This is a genomic window from Cupriavidus sp. FW305-3-2-15-C-LB2, from assembly GCF_058787575.1.
Map to the genome: position 1 here is coordinate 45,417 of NZ_JBYSZW010000050.1, position 14,947 is coordinate 60,363.

14 protein-coding genes and 1 pseudogene are annotated in these 14,947 nt (G+C 67.0%); 13 read left to right on the forward strand and 2 right to left on the reverse strand.

Annotation, left to right across the window (positions count from 1 at the left end; translation table 11 throughout):
• Positions 1-70: 70 nt before the first annotated feature.
• Positions 71-1,027, reverse strand: a complete 957-nt coding sequence (locus AC3WRR_RS28205) for a helix-turn-helix transcriptional regulator (protein ID WP_492298710.1) — start codon at positions 1,025-1,027, stop codon at positions 71-73.
• A 268-nt stretch (positions 1,028-1,295) separates the two neighbouring features.
• Here AC3WRR_RS28205 and AC3WRR_RS28210 point away from each other — a divergent pair, with 268 nt between their 5' ends.
• The 13 genes from AC3WRR_RS28210 (at position 1,296) to AC3WRR_RS28270 (ending at position 14,615) form a co-directional block, all read left to right on the forward strand.
• Complete coding sequence (locus AC3WRR_RS28210; RefSeq protein ID WP_011615064.1) at positions 1,296-2,951, forward strand: benzoate-CoA ligase family protein; 1,656 nt, start codon at positions 1,296-1,298, stop codon at positions 2,949-2,951.
• Positions 2,952-2,986: 35 nt separating this feature from the next.
• Positions 2,987-3,823: an alpha/beta fold hydrolase gene (locus AC3WRR_RS28215; protein ID WP_058698891.1), complete on the forward strand. Its 837-nt coding sequence runs from the start codon at positions 2,987-2,989 to the stop codon at positions 3,821-3,823.
• Positions 3,824-3,943: 120 nt separating this feature from the next.
• On the forward strand, positions 3,944-5,146 hold the full coding sequence (locus AC3WRR_RS28220) for an ABC transporter substrate-binding protein (protein ID WP_011615066.1): 1,203 nt from the start codon (positions 3,944-3,946) through the stop codon (positions 5,144-5,146).
• A gap of 197 nt (positions 5,147-5,343) precedes the next feature.
• Positions 5,344-6,210: a branched-chain amino acid ABC transporter permease gene (locus AC3WRR_RS28225; RefSeq protein WP_018310382.1), complete on the forward strand. Its 867-nt coding sequence runs from the start codon at positions 5,344-5,346 to the stop codon at positions 6,208-6,210.
• A 1-nt stretch (position 6,211) separates the two neighbouring features.
• The gene (locus tag AC3WRR_RS28230; RefSeq protein ID WP_011615068.1) at positions 6,212-7,309 is read left to right on the forward strand and encodes a branched-chain amino acid ABC transporter permease; all 1,098 of its coding nucleotides are present in this window, start codon (positions 6,212-6,214) and stop codon (positions 7,307-7,309) included.
• Positions 7,306-8,076 carry an ABC transporter ATP-binding protein gene (locus AC3WRR_RS28235; RefSeq protein WP_058698893.1) on the forward strand — a complete coding sequence of 257 codons (771 nt, stop codon included), beginning with the start codon at positions 7,306-7,308 and terminating at the stop codon, positions 8,074-8,076. Before AC3WRR_RS28230 ends, AC3WRR_RS28235 begins: the two co-directional genes overlap by 4 nt.
• Positions 8,073-8,798: an ABC transporter ATP-binding protein gene (locus tag AC3WRR_RS28240; RefSeq protein WP_011615070.1), complete on the forward strand. Its 726-nt coding sequence runs from the start codon at positions 8,073-8,075 to the stop codon at positions 8,796-8,798. The genes AC3WRR_RS28235 and AC3WRR_RS28240 overlap by 4 nt, the downstream gene beginning before the upstream one ends.
• 319 nt (positions 8,799-9,117) lie before the next feature.
• Entirely contained in the window at positions 9,118-11,016 is a 1,899-nt protein-coding gene (locus AC3WRR_RS28245; protein ID WP_058698894.1) for a potassium transporter Kup, read from the forward strand.
• Between the two features lie 280 nt (positions 11,017-11,296).
• Entirely contained in the window at positions 11,297-11,701 is a 405-nt protein-coding gene (locus tag AC3WRR_RS28250) for a hypothetical protein (RefSeq protein WP_011615072.1), read from the forward strand.
• Positions 11,702-11,912: 211 nt separating this feature from the next.
• Positions 11,913-12,302 (forward strand): hypothetical protein, encoded by a 390-nt coding sequence (locus tag AC3WRR_RS28255; protein ID WP_058698896.1) that lies wholly within the window; start codon positions 11,913-11,915, stop codon positions 12,300-12,302.
• 67 nt (positions 12,303-12,369) lie between these two features.
• Complete coding sequence (locus AC3WRR_RS28260; RefSeq protein WP_011615074.1) at positions 12,370-13,506, forward strand: alpha/beta fold hydrolase; 1,137 nt, start codon at positions 12,370-12,372, stop codon at positions 13,504-13,506.
• Positions 13,507-13,733: 227 nt separating this feature from the next.
• A complete protein-coding gene (locus AC3WRR_RS28265) occupies positions 13,734-14,174 on the forward strand; it encodes an Hsp20/alpha crystallin family protein (protein WP_011615075.1) in 441 nt (146 codons plus the stop codon).
• A 15-nt stretch (positions 14,175-14,189) separates the two neighbouring features.
• Positions 14,190-14,615 carry an Hsp20/alpha crystallin family protein gene (locus AC3WRR_RS28270; protein ID WP_011615076.1) on the forward strand — a complete coding sequence of 142 codons (426 nt, stop codon included), beginning with the start codon at positions 14,190-14,192 and terminating at the stop codon, positions 14,613-14,615.
• Positions 14,616-14,731: 116 nt separating this feature from the next.
• On the opposite strand, the pseudogene AC3WRR_RS28275 reads toward AC3WRR_RS28270, so the two are convergent.
• A pseudogene (locus AC3WRR_RS28275) lies at positions 14,732-14,947 on the reverse strand (bifunctional UDP-4-keto-pentose/UDP-xylose synthase); the annotation flags it as partial.

The following is a 14,947-nucleotide window of genomic DNA, read 5'->3' on the forward strand; positions in this document are numbered from 1 at the left end:
TTGATGAAATATAGTGCATGGAGACGGCTGGCGCAATGTCTTTGTCACCCGCGCGCGGCCGGCGGGGTAGTCACGCGCCGGCGGCCTGGAGCTGGGCGCGCAATTGTTGCAGCGAGGCGGCGGCGTCCTGGCCGCTGGTGTCGATCGAGATATCGGCGCGGTCATAGAGCGGCGCGCGAGCCTGCAGGATGCGGCGCAGGTCGGCCATGGCCTCGCGGTTGCCTTCCATCGGCCGCATGTCGCCCTGGGCCACCACGCGCGCCATGTGTTCCTCCGGCGAGGTGCGCACCCAGATGGTGTAGCACTGCGACAGCAGCAGGTTGAAGGTGGCGGGTTCAGAGACCAGGCTGCCCGGCGTGGCCAGCACCAGGCGGTCGTGCTCGCGCAGGGTGCGTTCCAGCGCGCGCATTTCGTAGCGGCGGTAGGCCGCCTGGCCGTAGAGCGAATGGATTTCCGACAGGCTGGCGCCGGCCTCCTGCTCGATCACGGTGTTCAGTTCGACAAAGGGCACGTCCCTGGCCGCTGCCAGCGCGCGGCCCAGGGTCGACTTGCCGGCGCCGCGCAGGCCGATCAGCGCGATGCGGCGGTGGCGCGCATCGCCGGACTCTGCGGGGGCCAGTGCATGGCGGCAGGCTTCACGCACGCGCGCCAGGTCGCCCGCGGGCAACTGCGCCAGCCATTGCACCATCTGCGCAAACTCGGTGGCCTGCTCGCCGTTCAGGCCGTCCACTTCGGCCAGCACCACCGGCAGCGGCACGTCGAGCGCGCGCGCCACCTGGCGCAGCAGCAGCACCGACGCATTGCCGGTGCCGGTTTCCAGGTTAGCCAGGTAGCGCTCGGACACGCCGGCGCCGCGCGCTAGGTCCTTGCGCGACATGCCGCGCGAGGCCCGCAGCGAACGGATGCGCTCGCCCAGCAGGGTCAGGTAGGGGTCGCGCTCGGCGTTGGCGGCTGCGGGCGCATCCCCGGCGGGGCGCGTGTCGGCTTCGGTCTCGTTGGTGGGCAGCGGGGCGGGATCGCGGCGCATGGTGGTGGTTTCGGGTTGACCGGCAGAAAAAGCAAGGGCGCATTATACGAGCAGCCTTGGTGAGCCAAGTGGCGCGGCAGGCAGTCGCTTCGATAAAGCCTGTCCTATAGTGCATCCCCTCGCTTGCATAATAGTTGATATGAAATAAAATGCATCAACAAGCGGATGCCGGCATGCACGTTGGCGGACATCGGCAAGCAGAACAGCGACTGGACTGACGCTGGCGCGGCGCCCATGGCCCGCGGCGCGACCCCAAGGAGTGGAGACAATGACGCCCCCCAATACCGCCGCCGGCATGCCAGCGGCAGCATCGCCCGTGCCGCCGGCTGTTCCACCCGCTACCGATGCCGTGGCGGCACTGCCCACCTGCTACAACGCCGCCGAGGACCTGCTGTCGCGCAATCTCGCGGCCGGGCGCGGGGCCAGGACAGCCTACATCGACGACACCGCCTCGCTGACTTACGCCGAGCTCGATGCCCGTGCCCGCCGCTTTGCCGGCGCGCTGCGCGACGCGGGCTTGCGCCAGGAAGAGCGGCTGCTGCTGTGCGCGCTCGATACCATTGATTTCCCCACGGTATTTCTCGGCTGCCTGCTGGCGGGCGTGGTGCCGGTGGCGGTCAATACCCTGCTGACCGCGGACGATTACGCCTACATGCTTGGCCACAGCGGCGCGCGCGCCGTGGTGGTGTCGGAGCCGCTGCTGCCGGTGATGAAGGCCGCCATCGACAAGAGCGGGCTGGCGCCGATGGTGATCCAGGCGGCGCCGCATGCCGACGGCGCGCCGGCATGCAGCGTGGGCGCGATGCTGGCGCGCACGCGTTCTCCCGCGCAGGCCGTGCGCAGCGGCCCGGACGACATGGCGTTCTGGCTGTATTCGTCGGGCTCGACCGGACGGCCCAAGGGCACCGTGCACACGCATGGCAACCTGTTCCATACGGCTGACCTGTATGCCCGCCAGGTGCTGGGCATCCGCGAGGACGACGTAGTGTTCTCGGCCGCCAAGCTGTTCTTTGCCTACGGGCTGGGCAATGCGCTGACCTTTCCGATGTCGGTCGGCGCCACCACCGTGCTGATGGCCGAACGGCCCACGCCGGCGGCCGTGTTCAGGCGGCTGCGCGAGCAGCGGCCCACGGTGTTCTGCGGCGTGCCCACGCTGTTTGCGGGCATGCTGGCGGCGCCTGAGCTGCCGCCGCGCGCCGAGGTGGCGTTGCGCGTATGCACCTCTGCCGGCGAGGCCCTGCCGCGCGATATCGGCGAACGCTTCCTGGCGCATTTCGGCTGCGACATCCTGGATGGCATCGGCTCCACCGAGATGCTGCATATCTTCCTGTCGAACCGGCCGGGTGAGGTGCGCTACGGTACCACCGGCAAGCCGGTGCCAGGCTACGCGCTGAAGCTGCTGGACGAGCGCGGCGAGCCGTGCGCGCCCGGCGAGATCGGCGACCTCTATATCAAGGGCCCCAGTGCCGCGCTGATGTACTGGTGCAACCGCGACAAGAGCCGCGATACCTTTGTCGGGGAGTGGACGCGCAGCGGCGACAAGTACCTGTGCGATGCCGATGGCTACTACACCTATGCCGGCCGCAGCGACGACATGCTCAAGGTCGGCGGCATCTACGTGTCGCCGTTCGAGGTCGAGGCCGCGCTGGCGCAGCACCCGGCCGTGCTGGAGGCGGCGGTGATCGGCGTCACCGATGCCGACGAACTGGTCAAGCCCAAGGCCTTTGTCGTGCTGCGGCCCGGCCAGCAATGGCATGACGGCATGGCGGCGGAACTGCAGGCCTTTATCAAGTCGCGCCTCGCGCCGTACAAGTACCCGCGCCAGATCGAATGCGTGCCCGAACTGCCCAAGACCGCGACCGGCAAGATCCAGCGCTTCCGCCTGCGCCAGCGCGAGCAGGCCGCGCGGGAGGCGGCGCAATGAAGCGCCCGTAGCTTCTGGACATTCCTTCTGAACCGATGCAAGACAACAACGTGCCCATGCAAAGCAGCCTGGTGGAAATTCCCTTCGACAACCGCCGTATCCGGATCGAGTACCAGTGGCTGCGGCCTGAACGCGCGCGGCGCCCGCTGGTGGTGTTCCTGCATGAGGGGCTGGGCTCGGTCAGCATGTGGCGCGATTTTCCGCGCGAATTTTGCGAAGCCGGCGACTATCGCGGCCTGGTGTTCTCGCGCTATGGCTACGGACGTTCGACGCCGCGGCCGCACGAGGAAAAATGGCGTCCCGACTTCATGCATCGCCAGGCACGCGAGGCGATGCCCGCATTGTTCGACGCACTCGACGTCGGTCCCGGCCGCGCGCATGGCATGCCCTGGCTGCTGGGCCACAGCGACGGCGGCTCGATCGCGCTGATCCACGCCGCCAGCTTTCCGCAGGCGGTTGCCGGCATCACCGTGCTGGCGCCGCATATCGTGGTGGAAGACCTGTCGGTGCGCAGCATCGCGGGCACGCGCCAGGCTTACCTGGAAACCGACTTGCGCCAGCGGCTGGCGCGCCATCATGACGACGTCGATTCGGCCTTCTGGGGCTGGAACGATATCTGGCTCGACCCCGAATTCCGCCAGTGGGACCTGCGTCCGCTGCTGTCCGGGCTGCGCTGCCCGGTACTGGCGGTGCAGGGCGAGGACGACGAATACGGCACCATGGCGCAGATCGAGGGTATCCATCGATATGCCCCCCAGACCACCTTGCTTAAACTCGCGCGATGTGGACATTCGCCACATCGCGACCAAAAAGATCCGTTGACGTTGGCCGCGGTTCGGCATATAAACGCATATACTTCAAACCTAAAATAATTCGGCTTCCCGCCTGTTGCGAAGGGTCCTCACGGTGCATGCGCCGGCGCGGGACACGGCAAGGGCAGGGGTGACCGGCAACGGTCCAGCGAGCCACCGGCTTGACCACCAGGAGACACCATGCGTCGCTTCACCTCGCGCAGGCTTGCGCCTGCCTGCCTTGCCGTCGCCACCGTCTTTGCCATGGCCGGCGCGTCCGCGCAGCCGGCGGCCCCCGCACCCGCTGCGCCGGGGGGCAAGATCAAGGTCGGCTTCATGCTGCCGTACACCGGCACCTACGCGGCCCTGGGTACGGCCATCGAAAACGGCTTCCGCATGTACGTGCAGCAGCAGGGCGGCAAGCTCGGCGGACGCGACATCGAGTACTTCAAGGTCGACGATGAATCCGATCCGGCCAAGGCGCCGGAGAACGCCACCAAGCTGGTCAAGCGCGACCAGGTCGACGTGGTGGTCGGCACGGTGCATTCGGGCGTGCAGATGGGCATCGTCAAGGTGGCCAAGGAGAACAACACGCTGCTGATCATTCCTAATGCCGGCGTGGACGAGGCCACCGGTCCGCTGTGCGGCCCCAATATCTTCCGCACTTCGTTCTCGAACTGGCAGCCGGGTTACGCCATGGGCCAGGTGCTGGGCGAGCGCGGCCTGAAGAAGGTGGTGACGCTGACCTGGAAGTACGCCGCAGGCGAACAGTCGGTGAAGGGCTTCAAGGAGGCGTTCGAGGCCAAGGGCGGCAAGGTGGTGAAGGAACTGAACCTGCCGTTCCCCAATGTCGAGTTCCAGGCGCTGATCACCGAAGTGGCGTCGCTCAAGCCTGACGCCGTGTTCGTGTTCTTTGCCGGCGGCGGCGCGGTCAAGTTCGTCAAGGACTGGGCGGCGGCCGGGCTCAAGGACAAGATCCCGCTGTACGGCTCGGGCTTCCTGACCGACGGCACGCTCGAAGCACAGGGCACTGCCGCGCAGGGCCTGGAAACCACGCTGCATTACGCCGATGGCCTGACCAACCCGCGCGACAAGAATTTCCGCCTGGACTACGCCAAGACCTACAAGCTGCAGCCCGACGTGTACGCAGTGCAGGGCTACGATGCCGCCCAGCTGCTGGCGGCCGGCGCCACGGCGGTGAAGGGCGACATGACGCGCAAGGCCGACCTGTACAAGGCCATGGGCGCCGCCAGGATCGACAGCCCGCGCGGCGCCTTCACGCTGTCCAAGGCGCATAACCCGGTGCAGGACTTCTACCTGCGCAAGGTCGACGGACGCGAGAACAAGGTCAGCTCGGTGGCGGTGAAGGCGCTGGCTGATCCTGCGCGCGGTTGCCGGCTGTAAGGCCATCCCGGCCAGTCGGTTTGCTCCCCTCTCCCGCCTGCGGGAGAGGGCGGGGGAGAGGGCAGGAGTCCCCACGAAGTGAAGGCCTTCGCATCCCGCAAGCCCGGCCCTCTCCCCAACCCCTCTCCCGCGCGCGGGAGAGGGGGGCCTGCCACCGGCATGTGTGGCGCTGTAGGTAATTTGATGCATTACCCCGCATGGATATCGTCTCCTTCCTGATCCAGTGCCTGAACAGCGTCCAGTACGGCCTGCTGCTGTTCCTGGTGGCCAGCGGCCTGACGCTGATCTTCGGCATCATGGGCGTGATCAATCTCGCCCACGGCAGCTTCTACATGCTGGGCGCCTACCTGGCCTTCACGCTCGCCGGCCTGACCGGCAACCTGTTTATCGCCATCCCGCTCGGCATCGTGCTGGCGGTGGCATTCGGCTACGTGCTGGAATGGGCCTTCTTCAGCTACCTGTATGAACGCGACCACCTGCAGCAGGTGCTGATGACCTACGGGCTGATCCTGGTGTTCGAGGAGTTGCGCAGCATCCTGGTCGGCGATGACGTGCACGGCGTGCAGGTGCCTGCGCTGCTGGACGGAGCGTTGGCGATCGGCAACGACATGACCTATCCGGTGTACCGCCTCTTTATCTCCGCGATATGCCTGGTGGTGGCGCTGGCGATGTACTACGTGATCCGGCGCACCCGGCTGGGCATGATGATCCGCGCCGGCGCCACCAACCGCGAGATGGTGCAGTCGCTGGGCATCAACATCACGGTGCTGTACCGCTTCGTGTTCGCGCTGGGCGTGGCGCTGGCGGTGCTGGCCGGCATGATCGCCGCGCCGGTGTCGTCGGTCTATCCGGGCATGGGGGCGCAGGTGCTGATCGTCTGCTTCGTGGTGGTGGTGATCGGCGGCATCGGCTCGGTCAAGGGCGCGCTGGTGGCGTCGCTGCTGCTGGGCTTCGTCGATACCTTCGGCAAGGTGTTCTGGCAGGAGGCGGCCGGCGTGCTGATCTACCTGCTGATGGCGGTGATCCTGCTGTGGAAGCCGCAGGGACTGTTCAAGGCAGGATGACATGACTCCGACGACATTGCCGGCGCGCCGGCACTCCTCGCGCAACGCCACGCTGGCCACCGGGCTGGGCTGGCTGGCGGCGTTCGCGGTGCTGGCGGCACTGCCGCTGCTGCTGACCGCGGACAGCAACAAGTTCTACATCGAGCTGCTCAGCAAGGTGATGATCATGGCGATCTTCGCGCTGTCGCTGCAGCTGCTGATCGGCTACACCGGGCTGGTCAGCCTGGGCCATGCCGCGTACTTCGCCATGGCGGCGTATGCCACCGCAATCCTGGCGCCGCAGGCCGGCCCGGGCAACGGCTGGCTGCTGCTGGCTGGTGCGCTGACGGCATCGGCGCTGCTGGCGCTGGTGGTGGGGGCGCTGGTGCTGCGCACCCGCGGCGTGTATTTCATCATGGTGACGCTGGCGTTCGCGCAGATGGTGTATTTCGTCTTCCACGACACCAACATCGCGGGCGGCAGCGATGGCACCTATATCTACTTCCGGCCGGAATTCCCGGTGCCCGGCGAGCACCTGCTGACGGTCAACGATCCCACGCATTTCTACTGGCTGGTATGGCTCGGGCTGGTGCTGACGGTGGCGGTGCTGGCGCTGGTGCTGCGCTCGCGCTTCGGGCACGCGCTGGTCGGCATCCGCCACAACGAACAGCGCATGCGCGCGGCGGGCTATGCCACTTACCGCTACCAGCTTGGCGCCTTTGTCGCGGGCGGGATGCTGGCGGGACTGGCTGGGTTTCTGTATGCGATCCAGTTTGGCTTCGTCAATCCGGAGATCGCGTCGTGGCACCAGTCCGGCAACGCCATGCTGATGGTGATCCTGGGCGGCGTGGGCAGCCTGGCCGGCGCGGTGCTGGGCGCGTTCTCGTTCGTGCTGCTGGCCGAGTGGTTCAGTACGCTGACCAAGCACTGGCAGCTGCTGATGGGCGGCTTCATCATCGTCGCGGTGGCGCTGCTGCCGCGCGGGCTGGTCAGCCTGCCGTCGGTGTTGCGGCACGGCCGCCGCGGGCGCCGCAATGGCGATGCCGGCACCGGCACGGATGAGGCCGCGGTCACTGCGGACAGCCGCAGCGAAGGACGCCGCAATACGGAGGCCGCATGATATCGCAAGGAACGCCGATCCTGCAGGCGCAGCAACTGACCCGGCGCTTCGGCGGCCTGACCGCCGTGGCGGGCGTCGACCTGTCGCTGTCACTGCATGAGATCCATGCCGTGATCGGCACCAACGGCGCGGGCAAGTCCACGCTGATCAATATGTTGTCCGGCGAATTGGCGCCGTCGTCCGGCCGCCTGTACCTGAAGGGCGAGGACGTGACCGGCTGGTCGCAGCCGCGGCTGGCGCGCCATGGGGTGGGGCGCAGCTACCAGCGCAACAATATCTTCCTGCCTCTGACGGTGCGCGAAAACTGCCGGCTGGCCGCGCAATCGCGCGCGCAGCGGGCGTGGCGGCTGTGGGAAAGCGCCCAGGGCTGCCGCACCAGCGCCACGCTGGCCGACGAGGCGCTGGAGCGGGCCGGCCTGGCGCCGCTGGCGGACCGGCTTGCCAGCGACCTGGCCCATGGCCAGAAGCGGCAGCTGGAGGTGGCAATGTGCCTGGCCACGCAGCCGGTCGCGCTGCTGCTGGACGAGCCGCTGGCCGGCATGGGCGCGGAAGAGTCGGCGCGGATGCTGGCGCTGCTGCGCGGCCTGCGCGAGGGCCACGCCATCCTGCTGGTCGAGCATGACATGGACGCGGTGTTCTCGGTTGCCGACCGCATCACCGTGATGGTCAACGGCGCCGTGATTGCCACGGGCAGCCCCGAGGCGATCCGGACCAACCACGAGGTCCAGGTCGCCTACCTGGGCGAGGAAGAGAGCGAGGCCGCATGAACGCACCGATCAATTCACCGATGATCGAGGCCACCGGCATCAACGCCTGGTATGGCTCAAGCCACGTGCTGCGCGACGTCGACTTTACCGTGGGCGTGGGCGAAACGGTCGGGCTGCTGGGCCGCAACGGCATGGGCAAGAGCACGCTGCTGCGCACGCTGCTGGGACATGTGCGCCAGCGCCAGGGGCAGATCCGCGTGGCCGGCCGCGACGTCTCGCGCGCGCAGCCGTTCGAGGTGGCGCGCCTGGGCGTGGCCTACGTGCCGGAGGGCCGCGGCATCTTCCCCAGCCTGTCGGTGCGCGAAAACCTGCTGATGGCCGCGCGCAAGGGCTGCAGTGGCCGCAACGACTGGGACGAGGCGCGCGTGCTCGACCTGTTCCCGCGGCTCAAGGAACGCCTGTCCCATGGCGGCCAGCAGCTGTCCGGCGGCGAACAGCAGATGCTGTCCATCGGCCGCGCGCTGATGACCAATCCCGACTGCCTGGTGCTGGACGAGGCCACCGAAGGGCTGGCCCCGCGCATCGTGCGCGAGATCTGGGAGGTCATCGCCACCGTGCGTGGCACTGGCATCGCCTCGGTTGTGGTCGACCGCAATTTCCGCTCGGTGCTGGCGCATGCCGACCGTGCCGTGGTGCTGGAGAAGGGCCGGGTGGTGATGGCCGGCCCCGCGTCGGACCTTGCCGGCAAGCCCGAAGCCCTGGACCGCTACCTGGGCGTTTGAGATGAAAAGCGCCGCATAAGGCGCTCATGTTGTCCTGCCGCAACGCCGCTTGCGGGCGCAAGGACACTCTGTTTTGCTCTTCCAGGGCTTGACCATCCGCCGCTTCCCTCCCATCCTTGCGAAGTCACGAAAGCGGCATCCCTGTTTGCCGCAGTGGTCGATAGTCGACAGTTCATCTAGAATTGCGCGCGTTTGTGCAATGCAATAAGAACCGCAAGCAGAACCGGAAACGGGCGCAGCAAGCTGTTGCGCTGGATGGGACCGGGCCGCGGCAGAGCCAACAAACCTGTCGGCGACCTGGTCGAGCAGACCCAATTTCATGACCCAATCCACAACCAGCCATTATTTTGTCGAGAGCCCGAGCACGCGCGCCCTGGTGCTCGGCGCGGTAGGCGTCGTCTTCGGCGACATCGGCACCAGCCCGCTGTATGCCCTCAAGGAGTGCTTCAGCAAGGAGCACGGCATCATGTTCAGCCCGGAGGCCGTGCTGGGCGTCATCTCGATGCTGTTCTGGGCCATGATCATCGTGGTCTCGATCAAGTACGTGGTCTTCGTGATGCGGGCCGACAACGACGGCGAAGGCGGCGTGCTGGCGCTGATGGCGCTGGTGCTGCGCACCGTGGCGCCACGCTCGGGCAGGGCCAGGGTGCTGATGATGCTGGGCATCTTCGGCGCCTGCATGTTCTACGGCGACGCGGTCATCACGCCGGCGATCTCGGTGCTGTCGGCGGTGGAAGGGCTGGAGATCGCCGCGCCGCAGCTGTCGCAGTTCGTGATACCGATCACGCTGGTGATCCTGGCGGCGCTGTTCCTGATCCAGCGCCATGGCACTGCCACCGTGGGCAAGCTGTTCGGGCCGATCATGACCGCCTGGTTCCTGGCGCTGGGGGCGCTGGGGATCTTCCACCTGGTGCAGGCGCCGGAGATCCTGAAGGCGATCAACCCGTACTACGCCATCACCTTCCTGGTGGAGCACGCGCTGCAGGCCTTTATCGTGCTGGGCTCGGTATTCCTGGTGCTGACCGGCGCCGAGGCGCTGTACGTCGACATGGGTCACTTCGGCGCGCGCCCGATCCGCATCGGCTGGTTCGTGCTGGTGATGCCCTGCCTGATGCTGAACTACTTCGGCCAGGGCGCGATGCTGCTGCACAACCCGGCCGGTGCCGAGAACCCGTTCTACCTGATGGTGCCTGAGCCGCTGCAGATTCCGATGGTGCTGCTGGCCACCTGCGCCACCGTGATCGCCTCGCAGGCGGTGATCTCCGGCGCGTTTTCGCTGACCAGCCAGGCGATCCAGCTGGGCTTCCTGCCGCGCATGCGCGTGCGCTACACCTCGGCCGCAGAGATCGGCCAGATCTACCTGCCGGTGATCAACTGGCTGCTGCTGGTGCTGGTGATCGGCGTGGTGATCTCGTTCAAGAAGTCAGAGAACCTGGCCGCTGCCTACGGCATCGCCGTGACCACCACCATGGTCATCACCACCATCCTGGCCGCGGTGTGCATGCGCAGCGTCTGGAAGTGGAACCCCGCGCTGGTTGCCGTGGTCGGGCTGGCCTTCATCGTGGTGGACCTGTCGTTCTTTGCCGCCAACCTGCTCAAGGTTGCCGAAGGCGGCTGGTTCCCGTTGCTGCTGGGCAGCGCCGCGTTCTTCCTGCTGATGACCTGGTACAGCGGCCGCAAGCTGCTGCGCGCGCGCAGCCTGGAAGACGGCATCCCGCTCGAGCCCTTTATCGCCGGGCTGCTGGCGCATCCGCCGCACCGGGTTGAGGGCACCGCGGTGTTCCTGACCGGCAATACCGAGTCCGTGCCGGTGTCGCTGCTGCATAACCTGAAGCACAACCGCGTGCTGCATGAGCGCGTGGTGTTCCTGACCTTCGTCACGCGCGACATCCCCTACGTTGACGACGACCATCGCCTGAGCTGCAAGGACGTTGGCGGCGGCGTCTTTATCCTGAAGTCCGAATACGGCTTCAAGGAAACGCCCGATGTGCAGAGGGTGCTGGACCTGGCCGACCGCAAGCTTGGCATGCACTTCGAGCTGATGGAGACCTCATTCTTCATCGCGCGCGAATCGGTGATTCCGTCCAAGCTGCCGGGCATGCCGATGTGGCGCGAGAGTCTGTTCGCCTGGATGCACCAGAACGGCGCCAAGCCGTCGGACTTCTTCCAGATCCCGGCCAACCGGGTGGTGGAGCTGGGCACCAAGGTCGAGATCTGAACGCGCGGGCCCCGGCGCCCGCTCCCGTCGAGCCTCAGCGACCCCCGGACACGCCGCCAGGCGATCCGGGGGTTTTGCTTTTGCCCGGCTTGCGCCGCCTGCCTGCCATGCGCCACCCGCAGCCCGTCCCTCGGGGCGCTTGTCCCGGGAAGTCGCGCATTGCTGACGCTGACCCGGGACACCGGCCTCATGCGTACGCACCGCCCCTCGCCACACAATGCAACCCTCAGCTTGTCACTGACCGCCTTCATGGCGGTCCCTTCCAGAAGGAGCCTGTGCCATGTGCGCGTTGCAGCAGTGGTCTCGCCAGTCCAGCCGGCATGCCGACGGTACCCGTCGCATCCGTCGACTGCAACGGGCGTTGCCGCCGTGGCTGCCATCGCTGCTGCCGGCGCTCCTGCTGCTCTACGTCCTCTGTCATTCACATGCGAACTGGGAATCGTGCCTCGCCTCACTGCGTGAGCTGAATCACGATCACGGCACGCCGGCGCGCGAGCTGGGACGCGCGTTGTCGCTGGCGCGCTCCCTGCGCGGACGCCAGGCAACGGATCCGGTTGCCTGGCACGCCGCGGTGCTGCTGGCCGCCGACCGCGGGTCGGCGTGCCTGGCGGCACTCGGGCACAGTCCGGCGCGGCTGCTGCCGTCGCTGGCACCGCTGTTCGCGATGCTCGCATGGCTGCACTGAGGCACGGCGGCCGCTTCCCCGCATCCGCATACCACTGATACAGGAGTCAGGCGCTGCGCCGCAGCCCCATGATGGGATGGCAGCGGCTTGCGCCAGGCAACGGCTGGCACGGTCGAGGCGATCCCGTGCGGCCCGTGCCGTTTCGTAGCCGATCGCCTGCATGAGGAGTGCCGTCGCGGCAATGCCGCCGGCATCCCTGTTGGAGATAGCAATGCATAAGAATCTTGCCAAGACCCTGCTTGCCACTGCCGCACTCGCCGCCGGCTTCAGTCATGCCGCCCATGCGGGTGCCTATGGCGAAGCACTGGCCGCTGCCGCGCCGCGCCACAACGCGCAGCGCGACGCCTTCACGGAGGGCGCGCGCAGTCCTGCCGCCGAGGCCGCGATGCGGCCCGTGGTGGCGCGCGGCAGCATGTCAGTGTGCGTGGTCCGTGGCTTTGATCCGAACCGGGATGCGATGCGCAAGCCTGATCCTTACATGGATGGCGCGCGCATGGGACGCTTTGATACCTTTACCGAGGGGGCGCGAACCAGTTCCCGCGATGGTTTCAGCGACGGCGCGCGCAGCGATGCACGCGGCAGCGGGGAATGCCTGTCCTGAGCGATCGACGGCGCTTTTGCGCCGCCCATCCTTTGCCTAAGCTAGGGAAGTCACGCGGTGCGCCCGCATGGCGGCCGCGGCCCGCGGCTGCCGGCCGGCCGTCCCAGTGCCGCGCGGCCCCGACATGCCGATGTTCAAGCAGCAGCTCCGCCTGTGCACCAGCCGTGATGGCGTTCGCCTTGCGTACGCCATCACGGGCTGCGGTGCACCGCTGGTCAAGGCGGCCAACTGGATGAGCCACCTGGAGTTCGACGTGGGCAGCCCGGTGTGGAGCCACATGATCACGGCGCTGTCCGCCACGCATACGCTGATCCGCTATGACGAACGCGGCTGCGGGCTCTCTGACCGGGAGATCGAGGACCTGTCCTTCGATGCCTGGCTGCGCGACCTGGAGACCATCGTCGACGCCACCGGGGTCAACCATTTTCCGCTGCTCGGTATCTCGCAGGGCGCATCGATTGCCGTCGCCTACGCGGTCGCGCATCCCGAACGTGTCAGCCACCTGGTGCTGCACGGCGGTTACGCGCGCGGGCGCCTGAAGCGCGACAACCTGAGCCAGCGCCTGCTGGAAGAGGCCGAGCTGATGAACAAGCTCGCAGAGCTTGGCTGGGGCCAGGAGAATCCGGCCTTCCGCCAGTTCTTTACCACCCAGTTCATCCCCGGCGGCACGGCCGAGCAGCATGCATGGTTCAACGAGCTTGAGCGGGTCTCTACCTCGCCGCTGAATGCCGCACGCTTCATGCGCGTCTTCAATGAGATCGACGTGGTGAAGCTGCTGCCGCGGGTATCGTGCCCGACACTGGTGCTGCACGCGGTGCGCGATGCGCGTGTGCCGTTCGACGAAGGACGCCTGATCGCCAGCGAGATTCCCGGCGCGCGCTTCGTGCCGCTGGAAAGCGGCAACCACCTGTTGCTGGAAACCGAGCCCGCATGGCTGCGCTGGCTGGACGAGGTGCGCGCCTTCCTGCCGGCCACGGAACCGGTGCGAGATCCCGCCTTCAGTGCACTGACCCGGCGCGAGCGCGATATCGTCGAACTGATCGCGCAGGGCCGCGACAACGCCCAGATCGCCGCGCACCTGGACCTGTGCGAGAAGACCGTGCGCAACCACATCACCAGCATCTTCGCCAAGCTGGAAGTGGAAAACCGCGCGCAGGCGATCGTGCTGGCGCGCAAGGCCGGCTTCGACCGCGCTGGCGCCTGAAATCCCGGGCCGATGGCTGTGACGCGGCCGATACCTGCCAGCGTCCGATTTTCCCGCTATCCGCCCCCCTTGAAATCCGCGCGGGACAGCACTAATTATGGATTGCCCAGTCGTCGCGGCAACGCGGCACTGCGTGTTTTCCGTTGGTTTGCAGCGGCCTGGCAGGAGACCAGGTGCACTACATCAGGGTCCTGCGCCTCCCCGCTGCATAGAAGGAGGATCTAACCATGAGTGACTTCTTTTTCGGGACCGACCCGTTCAGTGAATTCGACCGGATGCAACGGCAGATGGCGAATCTCTTCGGCGGGTTTCCAACCAGCCTGCGCTCCGGGCGTTTCGGGGGGTTCCCTCCGCTGAATATCGGCACGACCGATGACTCGATCGAGATCGTGGTATTCGCACCCGGCATCAAGACGGACCAGCTCGAGGTATCGATCGACAAGGGCCTGCTGACCATCAGCGGCGAGCGTGCCCAGGTGCAGCCGGAAGGCGCAGCCGAGGTGCGGCCCTATGCGCAGGAGCGCTTCTTCGGCAGCTTCCGCCGCGTGATCGAATTGCCGCAGTCGGCTGATCCCGACAAGGTGCAGGCACGCTATACCAACGGCTGCCTGTCGATCAGCGTAGGCAAGCGCGAAGCGTCGCGTCCGCGCGCGATCACCGTCAGCTAACGTGAGGAGAAAGCCATGAGCGATTCGAACCAGGTCGTCCAGCGCGACCAGAACACAAGCGGCCAGGGAGACCAGGGCGCTGTCGCGCAACGCCGCGCGGAAACCCAGGCCATGACGCTGGTGCCCGCGGTCGATATCTACGAGACTCCCGCCGGGGTCACGCTGTGGGCGGATTTGCCCGGCGTGCCGCGCGAGAACCTCGAGGTCAACGTGCACGACAGCAGCCTGCGCATCGAAGGCGAAGCCGTCGTGCCGACGCCCGCGAGCCTGCGCGTGCAGCTTGCCGAGATTCGGCAGCCTCGCTATGCGCGTACATTTACGCTCAGCCCGGATCTCGACGCTTCGCGTATCGAAGCCAACCTGCAGGACGGCGTGCTGAAGCTTACGATCCCGCGCAGGGAAGAAGCGAGGCCGCGGCGGATCGAGGTGTCGGCCGGCTGAGGCTGCGCGCGTGCCTGGTGCTTGGGCACGCTGCCTGAGTGCTCCCTCTCCCGCTTGCGGGAGAGGGAGCACTCACGGTCAGGCAAGTGCCTCGGGCCTGCGACACGTGTCGAAACTCATCCCTGGTTCACCAACGTCCTTGCCTCCGTCACGTGCGTGCGATACGCCTCGAAGATCCGCCGCAGCGACGCCTCCATCCCTATCCTCGGTTCCCACCCCAGCTCGTCGACGGTGTTGCCGATCTTCGGCACGCGGTGCTGCACGTCCTGGTAGCCCTTGCCGTAGAAGTCGCCCGAGGAGGTCTCGATGATCTGCGTCTTGCGCGCTTCCTC

Bases quoted from the DNA above. Each gene is read 5' to 3' on its own strand.
- AC3WRR_RS28210 (WP_011615064.1), top strand. From the start codon at position 1,296: ATGACGCCCCCCAATACCGCCGCCGGCATGCCAGCGGCAGCATCGCCC.
- AC3WRR_RS28225 (WP_018310382.1), top strand. From the start codon at position 5,344: ATGGATATCGTCTCCTTCCTGATCCAGTGCCTGAACAGCGTCCAGTAC.
- AC3WRR_RS28245 (WP_058698894.1), top strand. From the start codon at position 9,118: ATGACCCAATCCACAACCAGCCATTATTTTGTCGAGAGCCCGAGCACG.
- AC3WRR_RS28215 (WP_058698891.1), top strand. From the start codon at position 2,987: ATGCAAGACAACAACGTGCCCATGCAAAGCAGCCTGGTGGAAATTCCC.
- AC3WRR_RS28265 (WP_011615075.1), top strand. From the start codon at position 13,734: ATGAGTGACTTCTTTTTCGGGACCGACCCGTTCAGTGAATTCGACCGG.
- AC3WRR_RS28270 (WP_011615076.1), top strand. From the start codon at position 14,190: ATGAGCGATTCGAACCAGGTCGTCCAGCGCGACCAGAACACAAGCGGC.
- AC3WRR_RS28250 (WP_011615072.1), top strand. From the start codon at position 11,297: ATGTGCGCGTTGCAGCAGTGGTCTCGCCAGTCCAGCCGGCATGCCGAC.
- AC3WRR_RS28230 (WP_011615068.1), top strand. From the start codon at position 6,212: ATGACTCCGACGACATTGCCGGCGCGCCGGCACTCCTCGCGCAACGCC.
- AC3WRR_RS28220 (WP_011615066.1), top strand. From the start codon at position 3,944: ATGCGTCGCTTCACCTCGCGCAGGCTTGCGCCTGCCTGCCTTGCCGTC.
- AC3WRR_RS28260 (WP_011615074.1), top strand. From the start codon at position 12,370: ATGGCGGCCGCGGCCCGCGGCTGCCGGCCGGCCGTCCCAGTGCCGCGC.
- AC3WRR_RS28240 (WP_011615070.1), top strand. From the start codon at position 8,073: ATGAACGCACCGATCAATTCACCGATGATCGAGGCCACCGGCATCAAC.
- AC3WRR_RS28235 (WP_058698893.1), top strand. From the start codon at position 7,306: ATGATATCGCAAGGAACGCCGATCCTGCAGGCGCAGCAACTGACCCGG.
- AC3WRR_RS28255 (WP_058698896.1), top strand. From the start codon at position 11,913: ATGCATAAGAATCTTGCCAAGACCCTGCTTGCCACTGCCGCACTCGCC.
- AC3WRR_RS28205 (WP_492298710.1), bottom strand. From the start codon at position 1,027: ATGCGCCGCGATCCCGCCCCGCTGCCCACCAACGAGACCGAAGCCGAC.